Here is a 19,300-nt window from a genome sequence, read left to right on the forward strand (position 1 = left end):
TGGCGGCATCGTCGACGAAGCATGCTTGACGGAGTCCGACTTTCCCGCACGATAGGCGCCGTTCAAGGGGGCTGGTCGATGGGTGTGTTAACGAAGGTCGCGCGGTCCAGGCGCGCGGTCGCCGCGGAAGAGTCGCCGCTCCCGCTCGATCAGATCGTGCTGGGCGATTGCGTCGCCGCGATGCGCGCGCTGCCCGCCAAATCGGTCGACATGATCTTCGCCGACCCGCCCTACAACCTCCAGCTCGGCGGCGACCTCAACCGCCCCGATGGCAGCCACGTCGACGCGGTTACCGACGATTGGGACAAGTTCGACAGCTTCGCGTCCTACGACGCCTTCACCCGTGCCTGGCTGGCCGAGGCGCGCCGCATCCTCAAGGACGACGGTACCTTGTGGGTGATCGGCAGCTACCACAACATCTTCCGCGTCGGCGCGGCGGTGCAGGATCTCGGCTACTGGATCCTGAACGACATCGTCTGGCGCAAGGCCAACCCGATGCCCAATTTCCGCGGCACCCGCTTCACCAACGCGCACGAGACATTGATCTGGGCGTCCAAGGCCGAGAAGGCGAAATACACCTTCAATTACCGCAGCATGAAGACGCTGAACGACGAGCTCCAGATGCGCTCCGACTGGGAGTTCCCGATCTGCGGCGGGCAAGAGCGGTTGAAGAAGGGCGGGGTCAAGGTCCATCCGACGCAGAAGCCCGAGGCGCTGCTCTACCGCATCCTACTTGCCAGCACGAAGCCCGGCGACGTCGTGCTCGACCCCTTCTTCGGCACCGGCACGACCGGCGCGGTCGCGCGGCGCCTGGGGCGCCGCTGGATCGGGATCGAGCGCGAGCTCGGCTACGTCGACGCCGCGATGGAGCGGATCGCCGCCGCGCTGCCGCTCGACGAATCCGCGCTCGCGACGATGCAGAGCCCGCGCAGCGCGCCCAAGGTCGCGTTCGGCGTGCTGGTCGAGAACGGCCTCCTCACCCCCGGCACGATCCTCACCGACGCGCGCCGCCGCTTCACCGCCACCGTCCGCGCCGACGGCAGCCTGCTCTCGACCTGCGGGGCTTCGGGCTCGATCCACAAGCTCGGCTCCGCACTTCAGAACGCGCCGGCGTGCAACGGCTGGACCTTCTGGCACCACGAGGTCGCGGGCGCGCTCCAGCCGATCGACGCGCTGCGACAGACCTACCTGCTCGCGACCCAGCCGTGAGCGCCTGATGCACCTGCGCCCGGTCCAGTTCGTCGACACGCCCGCGGCGCACCCCGACGGCGCGGTCGCGCGTCTGGCGGGCGGGATGCAGTGGTTCGCCGCCTACGAGGTGCTGGACGCCGGGCGCCGCTTCACCATACCCGTTGCCGAGGTCGCCGCGCTGGGCGCGCGCGCCGCGACGCTCCACGCGCGCGTCACCGCGTCCCGGCCCGCGTGGCAGCTGGGGTCCCGCACGCTGCGTTTCGACCAGCCGCAGGTCGCCGGCATCCTGAACGTCACCCCCGACAGCTTCTCCGACGGCGGCGCGCTCCACGACGATCCCGCCGCGGCTGCCGCCGCAGGGGTCGCGATGGCCGCCGCGGGTGCCGCGCTGATCGACGTCGGCGGCGAATCGACCCGTCCCGGCGCCGCGCTGGTGTGGGAAGAGGACGAGGCGCGCCGCGTTTCACCGGTGGTCGAGCGGCTGGCGGGCGCGGGCGTGCTCGTCTCGGTCGACACGCGCAAGGCCGCGGTGATGGACACCGCGCTCTCCGCCGGCGCTGGCATCGTTAACGACGTCGCCGCTTTGCTATGGGACGACCGCGCGCTGGAGGTCGTCGCCCGCAGCGGCGCGCCCGTCATTCTGATGCATTCGCCCGACCCGAAATCGGGCCCGCACGGCGGCAGCGGCTACGCCAACGTCGTGACTGACGTGTTCGACTGGCTCGAAGCGCGCGTCGACGCGGTGGTCGCAGGCGGGGTCGATCGCGCGCGGATCATGGTCGATCCCGGCATCGGCTTCGGCAAGTCGCTCGCCGACAATCTCGCGCTGATCAACAATCTGGCGATCTTCCACGGGCTCGGCTGCCCCATCATGCTTGGCGCCAGCCGCAAGCGGCTGATCGGCGCGCTGTCCAACGAGGCGCCGGTGACCGAGCGGCTCGGCGGCTCGGTCGCGCTCGCGGTGACGGGCGCGCACGCCGGCGTGCAATTGCTGCGCGTCCATGATGTCGCGGAAACGGTGCAGGCGCTGCGCGTCTGGCGCGGCCTGCGCGACCGCGCGCTGGTCGGTTGACGCGACCGGCCGTTTCGTTGCCGCGCCTCGTTCAAGCAGTTTCAAAGCGTTTCTTGCCCGCACCGACGACACGATCCATGCATCCGTTCGGCGCGATAGCGGTTACAGGCGCGTCATGATCGTTACCTCCGTACCCCGCGCCAAGCAGATATTCCTCGAAGTCTGGAAGCCACTCACCGTTCTGTTCATCTGGGACGTGATCGTTACCATTATCTACATGCGCTTCCCATTCCGCGCGCCGTCGCTGCCGCTGACGCTGTTCGGCTCGGTGCTCGCGCTGTTCCTCGGCTTCCGCGTCAACTCGGCCTACGACCGCTGGTGGGAGGCGCGGACGCTGTGGGGTGCGATGATCAACGCGTCGCGCAACATCGCCCGCGCCGCGCGCAACTTCCTGCCCGATCCAGAGGCGCGCGACATGATCCGCACGATCGTGCTGCGCCAGATCGCCTACGTCAACGCGCTGCGCTGCCAGTTGCGCAAGCAGAAGGTCGACGACGTGGTGCTCAAATATCTGTCGCAGGACGAGGCGCACCTCTCGCTCAAGCGGGTCAACACCGCCAACGGCCTGCTCGACGGCACCGGCCGCCGCATCGAAATCGCGCGGCGCAACGGCTGGATCGACACCATCCAGCAGACGCAGATGGAGGCGGTGCTGGTCGACATCGCCAACGCGCAAGGCGGCATGGAGCGGATCAAGAACACGCCCTTGCCCAATCAGTACCGCTTCCTGCCGACGCTGTTCACCCACGTGTTCGCGATCCTGCTGCCGATCGGACTGGTCGAAACGCTCGGCTACGCCACCCCGCTCGGCTCGACCGTCGCCAGCCTGATGTTCCTGGCAGTGCTGGCGATCGGCGAGGACCTGGTCGATCCGTTCGCCAACACGGTGCACGACGTGCCGCTGACCGGCATGTGCCGCACGATCGAGATCGACCTGCTCCAGTCGATCGGCGACGACGCGCCCGCGCCGCTGCAGCCGGTCAAGGGCGTGCTGTGGTGAGCTAAGCGGTAGCGAGCTACAGCGTATAGCCGCCGTCGCACACCAAGGTCGCGCCGGTGATCAGCGCCGCGGCGTCCGACAGCAGGAACGCGACCTGCGTCGCGATCTCCTCGGGCTTGGCGTAGCGTCCCAGCGGCGTCGCCATCGCCGCAAGCTCCGCGAAGGCCGCATCGCGCCCGACCTCCGCGGCCCGGTCGGCGAACATCGGCACCGCGTCCCACACCGGCGTCTCGACCCCCGCGGGCGCGACCGCGTTGACGCGGATGCGATCCGCCGCGCCCTCCTTCGCCGCTACCCTGACGAGGTGGAGCAGCGCCGCCTTCGACGCGCCGTACGCCGCCACGCCCGCTTCCGGCTTGATCCCCGCGGCCGACGCTGTCGCCACGATCGCGCCGCCCGCCCCCTTCATCGCGCGCATCGCCGCCCGCATTGTCAGGAACGCGCCGTCGAGGTTGACCGAGACGATCCGCTGCCACTCCGTCAGCGACAGCTCGGTGATCGGCCCCGCACCACCCACGCCCGCGTTCACCACCGCCCCGTCGATCCTGGCGATGGGCGCGCGCGCATTCTCCCACATCGCCTCGTCACGCACGTCACCCGCGACCCGGTCGACGGTGACCGGCAGCTCGACGCGCGCCAGTGCCTCGGCATCGCGGTCGACCAGCACCAGCCGCGCCGCGCCGTGCGCCGCCAGGTGCCGCGCGCACGCCAGCCCGATGCCCGAGGCTGCGCCTGTGATGAGGATATGTCTCGCCATGCCGCCAGCCTAGCAGCGGCGACCGGCGCCTCAAGCCGCGCTGTCGATCCCCAGCTCGCTCAGCTTGCGGTACAGGGTCGAACGCCCGATCCCCAACCGTCGCGCGACCTCGGTCATCCGCCCGCGGTAATGGCCGATCGCCAGCCGGATCACATCCGCCTCGATCTGCTCCAGCGGGCGCAGATTGCCGTCCGCCAGGAACAAGGTGATCCCGCCCGACTGCGCCATCGCCACCGGCGCGCCGCGCGGCGATCGCCCGCCCGCGCGCGCGATCTGCGGGAAGTCGGCGCGGGTCAGCGCGTCGCCCTCGCACAGCACCGCGGCGCGGAACAACGCGTCCTGTAACTGCCGGACGTTCCCCGGCCAGTGATAGTCGACCAGCAGCGCCAGCGCGTCGTCGGTGATCCCCAGTTCGCGCAACCCCGGCTGCCCCGCGATCCGCGCCAGCAGGTGCCGCGACAATGCGGGGATGTCGCCCGCGCGCGCGCGCAAGGGGGGGATCGTCACCTGCACCGCGTTCAACCGGTAGAACAGGTCCTCGCGCATCCGGCCCGCCTCGACCTCGTCGGGCAAATTCTTGTCGCTGGCTGCGATCACGCGCACGTCGACGTCGCGCGGGTGGCGCGCGCCGATCGGCTGCACCTCGCCGGTGTGCAGCACCTGGAGCAGCTTGGCCTGCGCCTCCAGCGGGATCGCGTCGACGTGGTCGAGGAACACCGTGCCGCCATCGGCTTCGACGAGCTTCCCGATCTTGCGCTCGAACGCGCCGGTGAAGGCGCCCTTCTCGTGCCCGAACAGCTCGCTCTCGATCTGGTTGGCGGGTAGCGCGCCGCAGTCGATCGTGACCATCGCGGTGCGGCTGCGCGGGGACGCGTTGTGGATCGCCTCCGCCACCACTTCCTTGCCGACGCCCGGTTCGCCCTCGATCAGCACGCACACGCGCGCGCGCGCCGCCTTGGCCGCGATCGCCAGCGCGGCGCGGAATTCGGGTGCCGATCCGACGATCTCGTCGAACTCGAGCATCGCTGGAATCTTCTCGGTCAATGGGCGCAGCTCGCCCGCCGCGCTGCCCGCGACCGCCGCGTCCAGCGCCTGTAACAGGCGCTCGGGTGCCAGCGGCTTGACCAGGAAATCGGTCGCGCCCGCGCGCATCGCCGACACCGCGTGCGCGACCGAGCCGTTGGCGGTCAGCAGCAGGATCGGCAGCGACGGGCGGTTGGCGCGCAATTCGGCGATCAGCGTGGCGGCGGCGGCGTCGTCCGCCCAATGGTCGAGCAGGATCGCGTCGAGCTGCATGCCCTCGTGCGTGCCCAGCGTCGCCAGCGCCATCTCGCCGTCATTGGCGAACAAGGTCCGCCAGCCGCCGCGCGCGGCCAGTGCCGCGACCAGCCGGCGCTGCGCCGGCTCCTCGTCGATCAGCATCAGTAAGCGCTGCCCGTTGCGCGTCATTCCTACGTCCCCGACAGGTTCTCGGGGATGTAAATAGCGTAATGGAGTAAAGCTGAGCTTAAACCGTCCCATGATTAGACATGCGGCGCGTCTCACATCGGCCGTTGCCAGCGCGGCCACGCGTGCATAGGGTCGGGCACGAAACGACCAAGCCTCGAGAGGACCAAATGGCTGCTCAACCGTCGCAGTTGAAGGCGCACGTCTCCACCTACGATCGCGTGATCGCGATGTTGAAGTGGGGCACGGTCGCCGTTGTCATCATCGCCTTCTTCGTCATCTGGCTGATCGCCTGACCATGGTGAAGATCGCTGTCCTGGCCGAAGCCGCGGACGGCGAGCGCCGCGTTTCCGCGACACCGGAAACGGTGAAAAAGTTCGCGAGCCTCGGGGCGCAGGTCGCGGTGGAGGCGGGCGCGGGCGCGCGCGCGTCCTACGCCGACGCGGATTACGCCGCGGCGGGGGCGAGCGTCGGCGACCGCGCGGCGACGGTCGCGGGTGCGGATATCCTGCTGGGCGTGCAGGGCCCGAACGTCGCGACGATCGCGGGTGCCGCGACCGGCGCGTGGATCGTCGCCGCGCTCAATCCCTTCGGTGAGCGCGCGCGGGTCGAGAGCTACGCCGACGCAGGGTTTGAGGCGTTGGCGATGGAGTTCATGCCGCGCATCACCCGCGCGCAGTCGATGGACATCCTGTCGTCGCAGTCGAACCTGGCCGGATACAAGGCGGTGCTCGACGCCGCGGCCGAATATGGCCGCGCCTTCCCGATGATGATGACCGCGGCGGGCACGGTCAGCGCCGCCAAGGTGTTCGTGATGGGCGTCGGCGTCGCCGGGCTGCAGGCGATCGCGACCGCCAGGCGGCTGGGGGCACAGGTATCCGCCACCGACGTCCGCTCCGCCACGCGCGAGCAGATCCAGTCGCTCGGCGCGAAGCCGATCTTCGTCGAGAACGTGAAGGGGATCGAGGGCGAGGGTTCGGGCGGCTACGCGGGCGAGATGAGCCCCGAGTATCAGGCCGCGCAGGCCGAGCTGGTGTCCGCGCACATCGCCAAGCAGGACATCGTCATCACCACCGCGCTGATCCCTGGTCGCCCCGCGCCGCGGCTCGTCAGCGACGCGCAGCTCGCCACGATGCGCCCGGGCAGCGTGATCGTCGACCTGGCGGTGGAGCAGGGCGGCAACGTCGAGGGTGCGGTCGCGGGCGAGGTGGTGACGCGCCACGGCGTCCGGATCATCGGGCACAAGAACGTCGCCAGCCGCCTCGCCACCGACGCGTCGGCATTGTTCGCGCGCAACCTGTACAACTTCCTGTCGACCTTCTGGGACAAGGAACAGGGCCGCCCGGTCCTCGACGCCGAGATCGGCGACGCGGTCCGGCTGACCAGGGACGGGCAGATCGTGAACGCGAGGCTGTCCGCGTGACCTCCTGTCCTCCCCGGAACGGGGAGGGGGACCGCGCGCAGCGCGGTGGAGGGGGCGTGCAACCCGCGAAGCGCCCGGAAGTCGCGCTCGCGCGCCGGCTCCTGCGCTCCATGTCCTATCCCGAGGTGCCGCTCTGGCAGCGCCTTCGCGGCCAGGCGCTCGACCTGCGGTTCCGCAAGCAACATCCGATCGGCCCTTACGTGGTCGATTTCTGCTGCCTCAGCGCACGTCTCGTCGTGGAGGTGGACGGTGCCGTGCACGACGGCGTTCGCGCCGGAGCGGACCGGGTGCGTGATCAATTCATACGGGAGAATGGCTTTCGCGTTGTGCGGGTGAGGGCGAGCGACGTGACGCGGGACGTGGACGGCGTTCTCGCCGCGATCGTCTCGTGCGCGGCGCGCCCCCTCCACCATGCTTCGCATGGTCCCCCTCCCCATGTTGGGGAGGCTAACTGATGGACTTCGTCGCAATCCTGTCGATCTTCGTGCTGGCGTGTTTCGTCGGCTATTACGTCGTCTGGTCGGTCACGCCCGCGCTTCACACGCCGCTGATGGCGGTGACCAACGCGATCTCCTCGGTCATCATCGTCGGCGCGCTGATCGCCAGCGCGGCGGTGGGCAGCGCGGGGTCGAAGTGGCTGGGGCTGCTCGGGGTCGTGCTCGCCAGCATCAACATCTTCGGCGGCTTCGCGGTCACCAGCCGGATGCTCGCCATGTACAAGAAGAAGGAGCGGCCCGCGGTCGCCAAGCACTGACGCGCGCCGTCCGCGCGACAGCGGGCAGGGTGACGGAATTATCGGGGGAGCAACGAAGTGGAACAGGTCGCGGTCAATCCCTGGGTGGCGCTCGCCTACCTCGTCTCGGGCGTGTGCTTCATTCTGGCGCTGCGCGGCCTGTCGAGCCCGACGACCAGTCAGCAGGGCAACCGCTACGGCATGATCGGCATGGCAATCGCGGTCGTCACCACATTGGTCACGCACGTGCCGACCGTGTCGCTGATCGTCGAGGGCGAGGGTTACGCCGCGATCTTCTCGCGCGTCGACAAATCCGCGGTGTTCGAGATCCTGGCCGCGATCGGCGTCGGTGCCGCGATCGGCATCACCACCGCGCGCCGCATCGCGATGACTGCGATGCCGCAGCTCGTCGCCGCCTTCCACAGCCTCGTCGGCCTCGCCGCGGTGCTGGTGGCGGTCGCCGCCTACCTTAACCCCGTCGCCTTCGGGATCGCCCATGTCGTCACGCCGCTGATCGGGCAGCCGTTCGCCGTCATCCACCAGGTCAGCCGGATCGAGATGATCCTGGGCGTCGCGATCGGCGCGATCACCTTTTCCGGCTCGGTTATCGCCTTCCTAAAGCTCAACGGCAACATGGGCGGCGCACCGATCCTGCTGCCCGCGCGCCACCCGATCAATCTCGGCGTCGGTTTGATGATCGCCTTCTTCGCCTTCGGTTTCTGGCACACGCAGTCGCCGTTCGATTTCTGGATCGTCGTGCTGCTGAGCTTCGCGATCGGCTTCCTGTTGATCGTGCCGATCGGCGGCGCGGACATGCCGGTCGTCGTCTCGATGCTCAACAGCTACTCGGGCTGGGCCGCGGCCGCGATGGGGTTCACGCTCCACAATACCGCGATGATCATCACCGGCGCGCTGGTGGGCTCGTCGGGCGCGATCCTCAGCTACATCATGTGCCGCGCTATGAATCGCTCCTTCATCAGCGTGATCGCGGGCGGCTTCGGTCAGTCGGCGGAAGGCGGCAGCGGTGGCGGCGCCAAGGTCGACCGCCCGTGGAAGCGCGGCTCGGCCGAGGACGCGGCCTTCCTGATGAGCCAGGCCGAACAGGTCGTCATCGTGCCCGGCTACGGCATGGCGGTCGCGCAGGCGCAGCACGTGCTGCGCGAGATGGCGGACAAGCTCAAGGAGCACGGCGTCCGTGTCAAATACGCGATCCACCCGGTTGCGGGCCGCATGCCCGGCCACATGAACGTCCTGCTCGCCGAGGCGAACGTGCCCTACGACGAGGTGTTCGAGCTCGAGGACATCAACTCCGAATTCGCGCAGACCGACGTCGCTTTCGTCATCGGCGCCAACGATGTCACCAACCCGGCGGCCAAGACCGACAAAACGTCGCCGATCTACGGCATGCCCGTGCTCGACGTCGAGAAGGCGAAAACGGTCCTGTTCATCAAGCGCAGCATGGGCGGCGTCGGCTACGCGGGCGTCGACAACGATGTCTTCTACATGGACAACACCATGATGCTGCTCGCCGACGCGAAGAAGATGGTCGAGGAAATCGTCAAGTCGCTTGACTAGTATATAAATCTGCCAAGATAGTAAGCATCACTGATGTAGATTGCTTCGTGGGGGCACGGGCAACGGCGGGAGTGGTGATTGATGGCGACCTATCAGGCCGACTACGGCTCGATCATGCGCGAACGCTTCACCGCCGTGCTGCTGGGCGCGCGCGACGACGCGGCGCAACTGGTCGACGCGCTCGGCGGCAAGGTGGCGCAGGCCGGGTCGCCCGCCGGTGTGACGGAGATCATCGAGCATTTCACCGGCAAGCTGGTGGTCGTCTGCGACGTGGCGGACGCGGCCGCGGTCGACCGGCTCGAACAGGTCGAGGCGCTGGCGGCGGCGCGTGCCTGGCCGCTGATCGTCTCGTCCGACGCCGCGTCGATCGACGCCGTCGCCGCGATCTGCACGCACTCGACGCTGTTCCACCTGTGCGACCCGACCGAGGCCGACTGGGTGAGCGCGCTCCTTGAGGCGAGCTCGTTCGACGAGGCGCTCCACGACCGCAGCGTGCGCGAGAGCGAGTCCGCGCGCCTCACCCGCCTCAACGCCGAAGTCGCGCGCATCGCCGAAGTGGTGGCGCGGCTCAGCAATCGCGGCAGCGCCGAGCAGCGCCCGCCCAAGGAGATGGCGCTGCGCTTCGCGCCGCCGCCGGCCGATTTCCAGGTCACCGCCGCGCAGGTGCGCGAGGTGATCCGCGCCCGCCGCCTGCGCGACCGCTTCTTCGAAGGCGGCCTGTTCGAGGACCCGGCGTGGGACATGCTGCTCGACCTGCTCGCCGCGCAACTCGAACGCGCGCAGGTGTCGGTGTCGAGCCTGTGCATCGCGGCGGCCGTCCCGCCCACCACCGCGCTGCGCTGGATCGCCAAGCTGACCGACGCCGGGCTGCTCGACCGCGAGGCCGACCCGTTCGACAAGCGCCGCGCCTTTCTCAAGCTATCCTCCGCCGCCGCGACCGCGATGCAGCGCTACGTCGCCGCGGTGCGCGAGGCGAACCTGCCGTTCGTGTGAGGTGCGGGGGAGCTACCGACCGCTTCAACTCATCGTCGTCCCGGACTTGATCCGGGAACCCGCTGCCTTCTCCTGCCCCGGAGAAGTGAGGCCCCGGATCAGGTCAGGGGCGACGTCACAGGTGACCCCACTTACGGCTCTACTGACGTGCCCAGGCTCGCGTTGACGACGCCGCCGTCGACCGCGATCGTGTCGCCGATCACGTAATCGCCCGCGCGGCTGGCGAGGAAGATCGCGGTACCCGCCATGTCCTCCTCGACGCCGATCCGCTGCGCCGGGATGCGCTTCGCCACCGCGACGCCGTGGTCGCGCGCGGCGCGGTTCATCTCGCTGGCGAAGGCGCCCGGCGCGATCGAGGTCACGTTGATCGCGTCCTTGACCAGTTCCGCCGCCATCCGCTTGGTCAGGTAGATCAGCGCCGACTTGGACGCGTGATAGCTGTACGTGTCCCACGGATTGAGCCGCAGCCCGTCGATCGAGGTGATGTTGATCACCTTGGCCGGCTGCTCGCGGCTACCTGCGGCCTTGAGCAGCGGGTGGAGCGCCTGCGTCAGGAAGAACGGCGACTTGACGTTCAGGTCCATCACCTTGTCCCACCCGCTCTCGGGGAACTCGGTGAACGGCGCGCCCCAGGCGGCACCCGCGTTGTTGACCAGCACGTCGAGCCGCTCCTCGCGCTCGGAAAGCTTCGCGGCCAGCGCGCGACAGCCCTCGACGGTGGAGACGTCGGCGGGCAGGCTAATGCAGCGCTCGCCCAATTCCGCCGCGGTCTCATCGCACGCCGGCGCCTTGCGGCTCGACACGTACACGGTCGCGCCCTGCGCGACGAACCCCGCTGCGATCATTTTGCCGATGCCCCGACTACCCCCGGTCACCAGCGCGACGCGCCCGTCCAACCGGAACAGCTTGCTCGTATCCATCACTTCTCCCTCTCCCCACCGGGGAGAGGGCCGGGGTGAGGGGCTGCCCCAACCGCTACCCTCTCCCGTGAAATGCTGCTCGGCCGCCGCGTTTCCCCGGGCGGCTCAGCCGCCGCGTTTCCCCGGGCGGCTCAGCCGCCGCGTTTCATCGTCTCGCGCGCAATGATGATCTGCTGGATCTGGCTCGTGCCCTCGTAGATGCGGAACAGCCGCACGTCGCGGTACAGCCGCTCGATCCCGTAATCGGCGATATAGCCCGCGCCGCCGTAGATCTGCACCGCGCGGTCGGCGACGCGCCCGACCATCTCGGACGCGAAATACTTCGCCGCCGCGCTCTCCATCACCACGTCGTCGCCCGCGTCCTTGCGCGCGGCCGTTTCGAGCACCAGCGCGCGCGCGGCGAGCGCCTCGGTCTTGCTGTCGGCGATCATCGCCTGGATCAACTGGTGGTCGGCCAGCGGCTTGCCGAACTGCTTCCGCTCGGCGGTGTAGGCGACGCAGTCCGCGATCAACCGCTCCGCCACGCCGACGCACACCGCGCTGATGTGCAGCCGCCCGCGGTCGAGCACGCGCATCGCGATCTTAAAGCCTTCACCTTCCGCGCCCAGCCGGTTGGCGACCGGTACCGCGACGTCGTCGAAATTGACGTCGGCGACCTTGGCGCCTTTCTGCCCCATCTTCTTCTCGGGCTCGCCGATCGTGATGCCGGCGAGCGACTTGGGCACCAGGAACGCCGACACGCCGCGCGCGCCGGGCTCCTCGCCGGTCCGCGCCATGACGCTGAACAGGTCGGCCTTGTCGGCATTAGTGATGTAGCGCTTGGTACCCGACAGCCGGTACACGTCGCCGTCGCGCACCGCGCGGGTCTTCACGCTGCCGGAGTCCGAGCCCACATCCGGCTCGGTCAGCGCGAAGCTGGTGACGATCTCGCCGCTGGCGATCCGCGGCAGCCACTCCGCCTTCTGTTCCGGCGTCCCCGCCATCACCAGCCCCTGGCTGCCGATCCCGACATTGGTGCCGAATGTCGACCGGAACGCGGGCGTGGTCCGCCCCATCTCGATCGCGACCTTGGCTTCTTCCAGCATATCGAGCCCCAGCCCGCCGTACTCCTCCGCGATCGACAGGCCGAACAGCCCCATCTCGCGCATCTCCTGCACGACGGCGTCGGGGATCGCGTCGTTCGCCTCGACCTCGCCCTCCAGCGGGCGGAGCCGATCGGCGACGAAGCGGCGCAGGTGATCGATCAGCGCGTCGAAGGTTTCGGTGTCGAGAGCCATGTTCTGCCCATATCGGTGAAGCCCGCTCGCTCTATCGCGCCCGGCGTGCCGAGACAAGGCCGCCAAACCCGACATTCGAAGCGTGTGGGATTGACGACGCAATACCCCATACTATGATGCTGAAAACGCCAGCGAGGCTGGGGAACAGGAGAGCGGATGCGGCTTGCAGGTAGGCGCGCGGTCGTGACGGGCGGAGCATCGGGCATCGGCCGCGCGACCGCCATCCGGTTGGCCGACGAGGGCGCCGAGGTTTGGATCGGCGACATCGACGCGACCGCGGGCGATGAAGTGGCGGTGCGCTCGAACGGGCGCATCCATTTCCAGCACACCGACGTCACCAGCGCCGACGCGATCGCCGCGCTGCTCGGGGCGGCCGACGACGCCGGCGGGCTCGACATCCTGTTCAACAATGCAGGCGCGGGCGGCGCGCGCGAGAAGATCGACGCGATCGAACCCGACGACTGGGACCGGACACAGGCGCTGCTGCTCCGCTCGGTGGCGCTCGGCATCCGCTACGCCGCGCCCTTGATGGCGCGTCGCGGCGGCGGCGCGATCGTCAACACGTCCAGCGTGTCCGCGCTCGGCACCGGCTACGCGCCGATCGCCTATTCGACCGCCAAGGCGGGCGTGCTCCACCTGACCAAGCTCGCCGCGGCTGACCTCGCCCAGGACGACATTCGCGTCAACGCGGTGATCCCCGGCTTCATCACCACCGGCATCTTCACCCGCCACCTCGACGTGCCCGAGGACAAGCGCGCGCAGGCCGATCAGGCGATCGCCGGCATCGCCGCGCACGCGCAACCGGTGAAGCGCGCCGGGCGCCCCGAGGATATCGCCGCCGCGGTCGCCTATCTCGCCAGCGATGACGCCGCCTTCGTCACCGGCACGTCGATCGTCGTCGACGGCGGCCTCACGATCGGCACGCGCGCGAGCTGGGACGCGACTCAGCCGTCGCTCTTCTCCGCGCTGGAAGCGTTCCAGTGAGCGTCGCGGCCGGCGCCGATCCCGCGGGCACCACCCGCAGCAGCGCGCCCACCAGCACCGCGCACCACAGCACCGCGCCAAAAGCGCGCCGCCTCTCGCCCGCGACGATGGCGAGCTACGGCGTCGGCGCCGCCGCCTACGGGGTCAAGGACTCGGGCTTCGGCACCTTCCTGCTGCTCTTCTACAATCAGGTCGTCGGCGTGCCCGCGGCGACGGTCGGGCTGGTCATCATGGCGGCGCTGATCATCGACGCGTTCGTCGACCCGACCGTCGGCTTCTTCTCCGATCGCACGCGCACGCGTTGGGGCAGGCGTCATCCGTGGATGTACGGCGCCGCGCTGCCGATCATGCTCGGCTGGATCATGCTGTGGAATCCGCCGCAGGCGTCCGAGCAGATGATCCTCGGCTGGCTGTTCGCGGTTGCGGTGCTCGTCCGCTCCGCCGTCAGCGCGTACGAGGTGCCGAGCCAGGCGCTCGCCGCCGAACTGTCGGGCGACTATGACGAGCGCACGCGCATCATGGCGTACCGCTACCTCTTCGGCTGGGCAGGGGGGCTGCTGATGCTGGTCGGCGCCTATGTCTGGTTCCTGGCGCCCACGCCCGATTACCCCAACGGCCTGCTCAATCGCGCAGGATACAGCGGGTTCGCGCTCGCGGGCGCCTTGTTCATGGGCGCGACCATTCTCGTCTCCGCGCTCGGCACGCACAAGGAGATCCCCAACCTGCCCAAACCGCCCGCGGTGCGCCAGAGCCTCGCCGACAATTTCCGCGAGATGCGCGAAACGGTGAAGAACCGCGCCTTCGCGATCCTGATGCTCGCCGGGCTATTCGCCTATACGTCGCAGGGGATCAGCTACGCGATGACCAACTATCTCTACACCTACGTGTGGGGGTTCCGCGGCTTCGACTTCGTGTGGCTCAGCATCTCGCTGTTCGGCGGGGTCGCGATCGCCTTTGTCGCCGCGCCGCGCATAGGGGCGGCGGGCAGCAAGCCGCGCGGCGCGGCGGCGGCGGCGCTGCTCGGCATGGCGATCGGCACCACGCCCTACTGGCTGCGGCTCGCCGGCCTCTTCCCGGCGGTCGGCTCGGGCGTAGCGCTGCCGCTGCTGTTCGCGATCGCGGCCGCCGCCACCGCGTGCGGGGTCACCGCCTTTATCCTCGGCGCCTCGATGCTCGCGGACGTGGTGGAGGATTCGGAGGTCACCACCGGCCGCCGGTCGGAGGGCGTGTTCTTCTCCGGCGGCTTCTTTATCCAGAAATGCACCAGCGGCATCGGCATCTTCCTCGGTGGCCTGATCCTCACCGCCGCGTCGTTTCCGGCCAAGGCGGTGCCGGGGCAGGTGCCCATAGCCGTGCTCGATCGGCTGACGCTGATCTATGCCGGCTGCTACGCGGTGCTCGCCTGCCTCGCCGCCTTCTTCTACGCGCGCTTTCCCTTCGGTCGTGCCGAGCACGCGCTGCGCATGGAACGGCTGACCGGCGCACCGGTGATCGACCCCGCCTCGCCCGCACCGACCGCCTGACGCCCGAGAAAAGGTAAGCCTTTCTGCGCTGTTGAGCGGGTGAAACCCGGTTCGTCGCCGCGCCCACTCACTTCGTCCGAAAAGGTTCCGCGGGCGTTTGTTGTTTTCCCGACCCCCGGCTAGCAGCCGTTCAACACTTCCATTTGACCGGGGGGTCACCCGTGAACTTGAAGATTTTGGCAGCGCGTTTCGCGCTGGTGGTTTCGTGCACCCTGATGACGGCGGTTCCGGCCTCGGCCAAGTATCTGCAGTGCGTGCCCTTCGCGCGCGAGGTGTCGGGCATCGACATCCGCGGCAACGCCAACACCTGGTGGGGCCAGGCCGCCGGCCGCTACGATCGCGGCACCACCCCGGCGGTCGGCGCGGTGATGGCGTTCAAGGCGACGTCGCGGATGCGCGTCGGCCACGTCGCGATGGTCAGCCGGATCGTCAACGACCGCGAGGTGCTGCTGACCCACGCCAACTGGTCGCGCCGCGGCGGGATCGAGCGCGACGTGCGCGCGATCGACGTGTCGCCTGCGGGCGACTGGAGCCAGGTCCGCGTCTGGTTCGCCGCCAACCACGACCTCGGCACCTCGGTGAACCCGGTGCAGGGCTTCATCTACGCGCACGGCGCCCCGGCTGCCGAGCCCGCCGCGCCCGAGCCGGCGCTGCCGACCATGACCATCGCCACCAGCGCGCCGGTCTCCGTCGCGACCGGCATCCAGCTCGCCTCGGCGAACTGAAACCAGCCCAGTCATCCCGGACTTGATCCGGAATCCCGCTACCTTCTCCTACCCCGCGGTAAAGCGGGACCCCGGATCAAGTCCGGGGTGACGAGACAATGCGGGTCAAGCTGGTCGGTGAAGCGCTCTGATCCCCGCGTCACGCCGCGCGAAACGTCATCGCCACGCCGTTCATGCAGTAGCGCAGGCCCGTCGGCTTCGGCCCGTCGTCGAACACGTGGCCCAAATGCCCGCCGCAGCGCGGGCAATGCACCTCCGTCCGCGTCATCCCCAGCGTCGAGTCGCGCCGCGTCGCCACCGCGTCCTTCAACGGCGCCCAGAAGCTCGGCCAGCCCGTGCCGCTCTCGAACTTGGTCTTGCTCGAGAACAGCGGCCGCGCGCAGCCCTTGCACGCGAACACGCCCGCGCGGTGCTCGCTGTTGAGCGGGCTCGAGAACGGCCGCTCGGTGCCTTCCTCGCGCAGCACCCGATAGGCGGCGGGGCCGAGCTGCGCGCGCCATTGCGCCTCGGTCTTGGTGATCGGGAAATGCTCCGCCGCCGCGGCCGAGCGGGCGCCGCACGCCATCAGCGTGGTCGCGGCGGCACCCATGCCGGCGAGGGTGAGGAAGCGGCGGCGATCGACGGGCTGGTCTGTCATCCAACCCATGTAAGCGCCCGCGCGCCCGCCGCCAGTGGTGGCGCGCCGCGCGGCCGTGCGTCGCTGCCGCGTTCATGCTAGTGCGGCGCCACGATGCTCGACCCCGACGCTCCCTCGACCCTGATCGCGCGCATGGGAGAGGCCGCGCGCGGCGCCGCCGCGACGCTCGCCATCAGTTCGGACGCGCGCCGCGCCGCGGCACTCGCCCGCGCCGCCGACGCGCTGCGCGCCGCGCGCGCGCGCATCCTCGACGCCAACGCGGTCGACGTGGCGCGCGCGGACGCGGCGGGGCTGGCGCCCGCGATGCTCGATCGGCTCCGGCTCGACGACGCGCGGGTCGAGGGGATCGCCGCCGCGGTCGCCGCGGTCGCCGCGCTTCACGATCCGCTGGGCCAAGTGATCGACACCGCGACGCGCCCCAACGGCCTGGTGCTCAGCCGCGTGCGCGTGCCAATCGGCGTGATCGGCATCGTGTACGAGAGCCGGCCCAACGTCACCGCGGATGCCGCGGCGCTGTGCGTGCGCGCGGGCAACGCCGCGATCCTGCGCGGCGGCACGGAGGCGATCGAGAGCAACCGCGCGATCCACGCCGCCTTCACCGATGGGCTGGTCGCGGCGGGGCTGCCGGCCGAGGCGGTGCAGCTGGTCCCCACCACCGACCGCGCCGCGGTCGGCGCGATGCTCGCCGCCGACGCGCATATCGACCTCATCATCCCGCGCGGCGGCAAGAGCCTCGTCGCGCGCGTCCAGGCCGAGGCGCGCGTGCCCGTGCTCGCGCACCTCGACGGGATCAATCACGTCTACGTCGACGCGTCCGCCGACGCCGACATGGCGCGCGCGATCGTGCTCGACGCCAAGATGCGCCGCACCGGCATCTGCGGCGCCATGGAAACGCTGCTGATCGACCGCGACTTCGCCCGTCCGCCCATGCTGGTCGCGGCATTGCAGCAGGCCGGATGCGAGGTGCGCGGCGACCAGGCGCTCCGCGCGCTGGTGCCGGGCACGGCGGCGGCCGAACCCGCCGACTGGGACACCGAGTATCTCGACGCGATCTGCTCGGTCGCGCTGGTCGGCGGCGTGGATGAGGCACTCGCGCACGTCGCGCGCCACGGCTCGGGCCACACCGACGCGATCGTCGCGTCGAACCCGCGCGTCGCCGAGCATTTCCTCGCGCGCTGCGACAGCGCGATCGTGCTGTGGAACGCCTCGACGCAATTCGCCGATGGCGGCGAGTTCGGACTGGGCGCGGAGATCGGCATCGCCACCGGCCGGCTCCACGCGCGCGGCCCCGTCGCGCTCGAAGGACTGACCACCTACAAGTGGATCGGCCGCGGCAGCGGGCAGGTGCGCGGTTGACCGGAACCGTGCGGGCGCGCGCGTGACGCGCCGCATCGGCCTGCTCGGCGGATCGTTCAACCCGGCGCATTCGGGCCACCGCCGCATCTCGCTCGCCGCGATCGACGCGCTCGCGCTCGACGAACTGTGGTGGCTCGTTTCGCCCGGCAACCCGCTCAAGCCCGCCGCGGGTATGGCGCCGCTCGCCGCGCGGCTCGCCTCGGCGCGTGAACTGGCGCGGCGCAGCCGCATCCGCGCGACCGATCTCGAGACGCGGCTCGGCACGCGCTACACCGTCGACACGCTGCGCAGCATCACGCGCCGCTACCCGCGTCACCGCTTCGTCTGGATCATGGGGGCGGACAATCTCGTCCAATTTCCCGCCTGGCACCGCTGGCGCGACATCGCGCGCGCGATGCCGATTGCGGTCGTCGCGCGCCCCGGATATAATGCGCGCGCCGCCGCGGCACCCGCGATGGCGTGGCTCAGGCGTTTCGGACACCCGTCGGCCCGTGCCAAGGACTGGACCGAATGGAGTGTGCCGGCACTGGTGCTGCTGCGTTTCCGCCCGGACCCGACTTCCGCGACGCTCAGGCGCGCCGCCGATCCCCGCTGGCATGAACGGTTCATGCCCGGCAAACACGTGGCACGAACGGTTCATGCCACCCATATCCCGACCTGAACCGGCAAAATCTAGGAGCAACCTTGCCCGCCACTCCCGCACCTGCACTCGACGTCGCGAACCGATCGACCGACCCCGATCACGCGGACGCGCTGCACCGCATCGTCATGCAGTCGCTCGACGACGACCAGGCCGTTGACACGATCTCGATCCCGCTCGCGGGCAAGTCCTCGATCGCGGATCACATGGTGATCGCCTCGGGCCGCTCGACGCGCCAGGTCGCCTCGATGGCTGCCAAGCTCGCGGAGAAGATCAAGCGCGAGACCGGGCGTTCCGCGCGGATCGAGGGGCTGCCGACCGCCGATTGGGTGCTGATCGACGCCGGCGACGTGATCGTCCATCTGTTCCGTCCCGAGGTGCGCACCTTCTACAACCTGGAGCGCATGTGGTCGTTCGGCGACGCCCCCGCCGCGCCGACGCCGGACGGCGCTGCCGCGCCCGCGCCTGCGCCTGCGCCGGGGAACGCCTGACCTGCTGCTCCACGTCGTCGCGCGCGGACGCATCGGTCGCTCGCCCGAGGCCGAACTGGTCGACCGCTACCTGAAACGGATCAGCTGGCCGACGCGCGTCACCGAACTGCCCGACGTCGGCGGTCGCGAGCCCGATCGCGTGCCGCACAGCCGCCGCGTCCTGCTGGATGAGAAGGGCGAGGTGCTCGGCTCGGTCGCCTTCGCCGACCGCTTGGGGCGCTGGCGCGACGACGGCGTGCGCGAGGCGCGCTTCCTCCTCGGCGCGGCGGACGGCTTCAACGACGCCGATCGCGCGGAGGCCGACCTGCTCGTCTCGTTCGGCCGCGCGACCTGGCCGCACCTGCTCGCGCGCGCGATGCTGGCGGAGCAATTGTTCCGTGCCACCAGCATCCTCGCCAACCACCCCTACCACCGCGAGGGGTAGCGCGCTGCGCCGCCTCCTCTCCGCGCTCGCCGCATTGTGCTTCAGCGGCGCGCTGCTCGGCGTCGTCGCGCAGGCGACCGCCGCGCCCGAGTCCGCGCCCGCCGACCGCGCGGAGGCCGCCGCGCTGCGCGAC

Annotated in this window: 21 protein-coding genes; 16 read left to right on the top strand and 5 right to left on the bottom strand. The window is 69.9% G+C overall.

The annotated features are described in order from the left end of the window. Window positions 1–78 precede the first annotated feature (78 nt). The 3 genes from ACFDS6_RS14260 to ACFDS6_RS14270 all read left to right on the top strand — a co-directional run bounded on the left by ACFDS6_RS14260 (window position 79) and on the right by ACFDS6_RS14270 (window position 3,263). A complete protein-coding gene (locus ACFDS6_RS14260; protein WP_375272760.1) occupies window positions 79–1,209 on the top strand; it encodes a site-specific DNA-methyltransferase in 1,131 nt (376 codons plus the stop codon). A gap of 7 nt (window positions 1,210–1,216) precedes the next feature. After that, complete coding sequence (folP, locus tag ACFDS6_RS14265) at window positions 1,217–2,263, top strand: dihydropteroate synthase (protein WP_375272761.1); 1,047 nt, start codon at window positions 1,217–1,219, stop codon at window positions 2,261–2,263. A 115-nt stretch (window positions 2,264–2,378) separates the two neighbouring features. After that, window positions 2,379–3,263: a bestrophin family protein gene (locus ACFDS6_RS14270; RefSeq protein ID WP_375272762.1), complete on the top strand. Its 885-nt coding sequence runs from the start codon at window positions 2,379–2,381 to the stop codon at window positions 3,261–3,263. Window positions 3,264–3,279: 16 nt separating this feature from the next. On the opposite strand, the gene ACFDS6_RS14275 is transcribed toward ACFDS6_RS14270, so the two are convergent. Together ACFDS6_RS14275 and ACFDS6_RS14280 are read right to left on the bottom strand one after the other, a co-directional pair. Further along, a complete protein-coding gene (locus ACFDS6_RS14275; protein ID WP_375272763.1) occupies window positions 3,280–4,020 on the bottom strand; it encodes an SDR family NAD(P)-dependent oxidoreductase in 741 nt (246 codons plus the stop codon). A 30-nt stretch (window positions 4,021–4,050) separates the two neighbouring features. After that, window positions 4,051–5,469: a sigma-54-dependent transcriptional regulator gene (locus ACFDS6_RS14280; RefSeq protein ID WP_375272764.1), complete on the bottom strand. Its 1,419-nt coding sequence runs from the start codon at window positions 5,467–5,469 to the stop codon at window positions 4,051–4,053. A 167-nt stretch (window positions 5,470–5,636) separates the two neighbouring features. On the opposite strand from ACFDS6_RS14280, the gene ACFDS6_RS14285 reads away from it, so the two are divergent. From ACFDS6_RS14285 to ACFDS6_RS14310, 6 genes are all read left to right on the top strand, one after another. Continuing rightward, window positions 5,637–5,762 carry an aa3-type cytochrome c oxidase subunit IV gene (locus tag ACFDS6_RS14285; RefSeq protein ID WP_375272765.1) on the top strand — a complete coding sequence of 42 codons (126 nt, stop codon included), beginning with the start codon at window positions 5,637–5,639 and terminating at the stop codon, window positions 5,760–5,762. A gap of 5 nt (window positions 5,763–5,767) precedes the next feature. Beyond that, window positions 5,768–6,889 (top strand): NAD(P) transhydrogenase subunit alpha, encoded by a 1,122-nt coding sequence (locus ACFDS6_RS14290; protein WP_375272766.1) that lies wholly within the window; start codon window positions 5,768–5,770, stop codon window positions 6,887–6,889. A gap of 56 nt (window positions 6,890–6,945) precedes the next feature. Next, window positions 6,946–7,344 (top strand): endonuclease domain-containing protein, encoded by a 399-nt coding sequence (locus ACFDS6_RS14295; RefSeq protein ID WP_375272767.1) that lies wholly within the window; start codon window positions 6,946–6,948, stop codon window positions 7,342–7,344. After that, window positions 7,344–7,643, top strand: a complete 300-nt coding sequence (locus ACFDS6_RS14300; RefSeq protein WP_375272768.1) for an NAD(P) transhydrogenase subunit alpha — start codon at window positions 7,344–7,346, stop codon at window positions 7,641–7,643. Before ACFDS6_RS14295 ends, ACFDS6_RS14300 begins: the two co-directional genes overlap by 1 nt. Before the next feature lie 57 nt (window positions 7,644–7,700). Continuing rightward, window positions 7,701–9,197 carry an NAD(P)(+) transhydrogenase (Re/Si-specific) subunit beta gene (locus ACFDS6_RS14305; protein WP_375272769.1) on the top strand — a complete coding sequence of 499 codons (1,497 nt, stop codon included), beginning with the start codon at window positions 7,701–7,703 and terminating at the stop codon, window positions 9,195–9,197. An 81-nt stretch (window positions 9,198–9,278) separates the two neighbouring features. Beyond that, window positions 9,279–10,190 (top strand): hypothetical protein, encoded by a 912-nt coding sequence (locus ACFDS6_RS14310; protein WP_375272770.1) that lies wholly within the window; start codon window positions 9,279–9,281, stop codon window positions 10,188–10,190. A gap of 131 nt (window positions 10,191–10,321) precedes the next feature. On the opposite strand, the gene ACFDS6_RS14315 is transcribed toward ACFDS6_RS14310, so the two are convergent. Together ACFDS6_RS14315 and ACFDS6_RS14320 are read right to left on the bottom strand one after the other, a co-directional pair. Next, window positions 10,322–11,110: an SDR family oxidoreductase gene (locus ACFDS6_RS14315; RefSeq protein WP_375272771.1), complete on the bottom strand. Its 789-nt coding sequence runs from the start codon at window positions 11,108–11,110 to the stop codon at window positions 10,322–10,324. A 131-nt stretch (window positions 11,111–11,241) separates the two neighbouring features. Further along, window positions 11,242–12,387 (bottom strand): acyl-CoA dehydrogenase family protein, encoded by a 1,146-nt coding sequence (locus ACFDS6_RS14320; protein ID WP_375272772.1) that lies wholly within the window; start codon window positions 12,385–12,387, stop codon window positions 11,242–11,244. Window positions 12,388–12,543: 156 nt separating this feature from the next. Here ACFDS6_RS14320 and ACFDS6_RS14325 point away from each other — a divergent pair, with 156 nt between their 5' ends. The 3 genes from ACFDS6_RS14325 to ACFDS6_RS14335 all read left to right on the top strand — a co-directional run bounded on the left by ACFDS6_RS14325 (window position 12,544) and on the right by ACFDS6_RS14335 (window position 15,619). After that, entirely contained in the window at window positions 12,544–13,371 is an 828-nt protein-coding gene (locus tag ACFDS6_RS14325; protein WP_375272773.1) for an SDR family NAD(P)-dependent oxidoreductase, read from the top strand. Window positions 13,372–13,478: 107 nt separating this feature from the next. Then, window positions 13,479–14,894 carry an MFS transporter gene (locus ACFDS6_RS14330; RefSeq protein WP_375272778.1) on the top strand — a complete coding sequence of 472 codons (1,416 nt, stop codon included), beginning with the start codon at window positions 13,479–13,481 and terminating at the stop codon, window positions 14,892–14,894. 215 nt (window positions 14,895–15,109) lie between these two features. Further along, window positions 15,110–15,619, top strand: a complete 510-nt coding sequence (locus tag ACFDS6_RS14335; protein WP_375272774.1) for a CHAP domain-containing protein — start codon at window positions 15,110–15,112, stop codon at window positions 15,617–15,619. A gap of 139 nt (window positions 15,620–15,758) precedes the next feature. Here ACFDS6_RS14335 and msrB read toward each other — a convergent pair whose 3' ends face one another. Next, window positions 15,759–16,256: a peptide-methionine (R)-S-oxide reductase MsrB gene (msrB, locus tag ACFDS6_RS14340; protein WP_375272775.1), complete on the bottom strand. Its 498-nt coding sequence runs from the start codon at window positions 16,254–16,256 to the stop codon at window positions 15,759–15,761. Window positions 16,257–16,349: 93 nt separating this feature from the next. Between msrB and ACFDS6_RS14345 the strand changes: the two genes are divergently transcribed. The 4 genes from ACFDS6_RS14345 to ACFDS6_RS14360 all read left to right on the top strand — a co-directional run bounded on the left by ACFDS6_RS14345 (window position 16,350) and on the right by ACFDS6_RS14360 (window position 19,167). After that, window positions 16,350–17,612: a glutamate-5-semialdehyde dehydrogenase gene (locus ACFDS6_RS14345; RefSeq protein ID WP_375272776.1), complete on the top strand. Its 1,263-nt coding sequence runs from the start codon at window positions 16,350–16,352 to the stop codon at window positions 17,610–17,612. A gap of 22 nt (window positions 17,613–17,634) precedes the next feature. Continuing rightward, a complete protein-coding gene (locus ACFDS6_RS14350) occupies window positions 17,635–18,273 on the top strand; it encodes a nicotinate-nucleotide adenylyltransferase (RefSeq protein ID WP_375272777.1) in 639 nt (212 codons plus the stop codon). A 107-nt stretch (window positions 18,274–18,380) separates the two neighbouring features. Further along, window positions 18,381–18,743, top strand: a complete 363-nt coding sequence (gene rsfS / locus ACFDS6_RS14355) for a ribosome silencing factor (RefSeq protein WP_375272779.1) — start codon at window positions 18,381–18,383, stop codon at window positions 18,741–18,743. A gap of 1 nt (window position 18,744) precedes the next feature. Continuing rightward, a complete protein-coding gene (locus tag ACFDS6_RS14360; protein ID WP_375272780.1) occupies window positions 18,745–19,167 on the top strand; it encodes a 23S rRNA (pseudouridine(1915)-N(3))-methyltransferase RlmH in 423 nt (140 codons plus the stop codon). Window positions 19,168–19,300: the final 133 nt, after the last annotated feature.

The sequence above is a fragment of the Sphingomonas sp. genome, assembly GCF_042095875.1.
Lineage (GTDB): Bacteria > Pseudomonadota > Alphaproteobacteria > Sphingomonadales > Sphingomonadaceae > Sphingomonas.

Coding starts and splice junctions, on each gene's coding strand:
- ACFDS6_RS14260 (WP_375272760.1), top strand. CDS start 79: ATGGGTGTGTTAACGAAGGTCGCGCGGTCCAGGCGCGCGGTCGCCGCG.
- folP (WP_375272761.1), top strand. CDS start 1,217: ATGCACCTGCGCCCGGTCCAGTTCGTCGACACGCCCGCGGCGCACCCC.
- ACFDS6_RS14270 (WP_375272762.1), top strand. CDS start 2,379: ATGATCGTTACCTCCGTACCCCGCGCCAAGCAGATATTCCTCGAAGTC.
- ACFDS6_RS14275 (WP_375272763.1), bottom strand. CDS start 4,020: ATGGCGAGACATATCCTCATCACAGGCGCAGCCTCGGGCATCGGGCTG.
- ACFDS6_RS14280 (WP_375272764.1), bottom strand. CDS start 5,469: ATGACGCGCAACGGGCAGCGCTTACTGATGCTGATCGACGAGGAGCCG.
- ACFDS6_RS14285 (WP_375272765.1), top strand. CDS start 5,637: ATGGCTGCTCAACCGTCGCAGTTGAAGGCGCACGTCTCCACCTACGAT.
- ACFDS6_RS14300 (WP_375272768.1), top strand. CDS start 7,344: ATGGACTTCGTCGCAATCCTGTCGATCTTCGTGCTGGCGTGTTTCGTC.
- ACFDS6_RS14310 (WP_375272770.1), top strand. CDS start 9,279: ATGGCGACCTATCAGGCCGACTACGGCTCGATCATGCGCGAACGCTTC.
- ACFDS6_RS14315 (WP_375272771.1), bottom strand. CDS start 11,110: ATGGATACGAGCAAGCTGTTCCGGTTGGACGGGCGCGTCGCGCTGGTG.
- ACFDS6_RS14320 (WP_375272772.1), bottom strand. CDS start 12,387: ATGGCTCTCGACACCGAAACCTTCGACGCGCTGATCGATCACCTGCGC.
- ACFDS6_RS14325 (WP_375272773.1), top strand. CDS start 12,544: ATGCGGCTTGCAGGTAGGCGCGCGGTCGTGACGGGCGGAGCATCGGGC.
- ACFDS6_RS14330 (WP_375272778.1), top strand. CDS start 13,479: ATGGCGAGCTACGGCGTCGGCGCCGCCGCCTACGGGGTCAAGGACTCG.
- ACFDS6_RS14335 (WP_375272774.1), top strand. CDS start 15,110: ATGACGGCGGTTCCGGCCTCGGCCAAGTATCTGCAGTGCGTGCCCTTC.
- msrB (WP_375272775.1), bottom strand. CDS start 16,256: ATGACAGACCAGCCCGTCGATCGCCGCCGCTTCCTCACCCTCGCCGGC.
- ACFDS6_RS14345 (WP_375272776.1), top strand. CDS start 16,350: ATGCTCGACCCCGACGCTCCCTCGACCCTGATCGCGCGCATGGGAGAG.
- rsfS (WP_375272779.1), top strand. CDS start 18,381: ATGCAGTCGCTCGACGACGACCAGGCCGTTGACACGATCTCGATCCCG.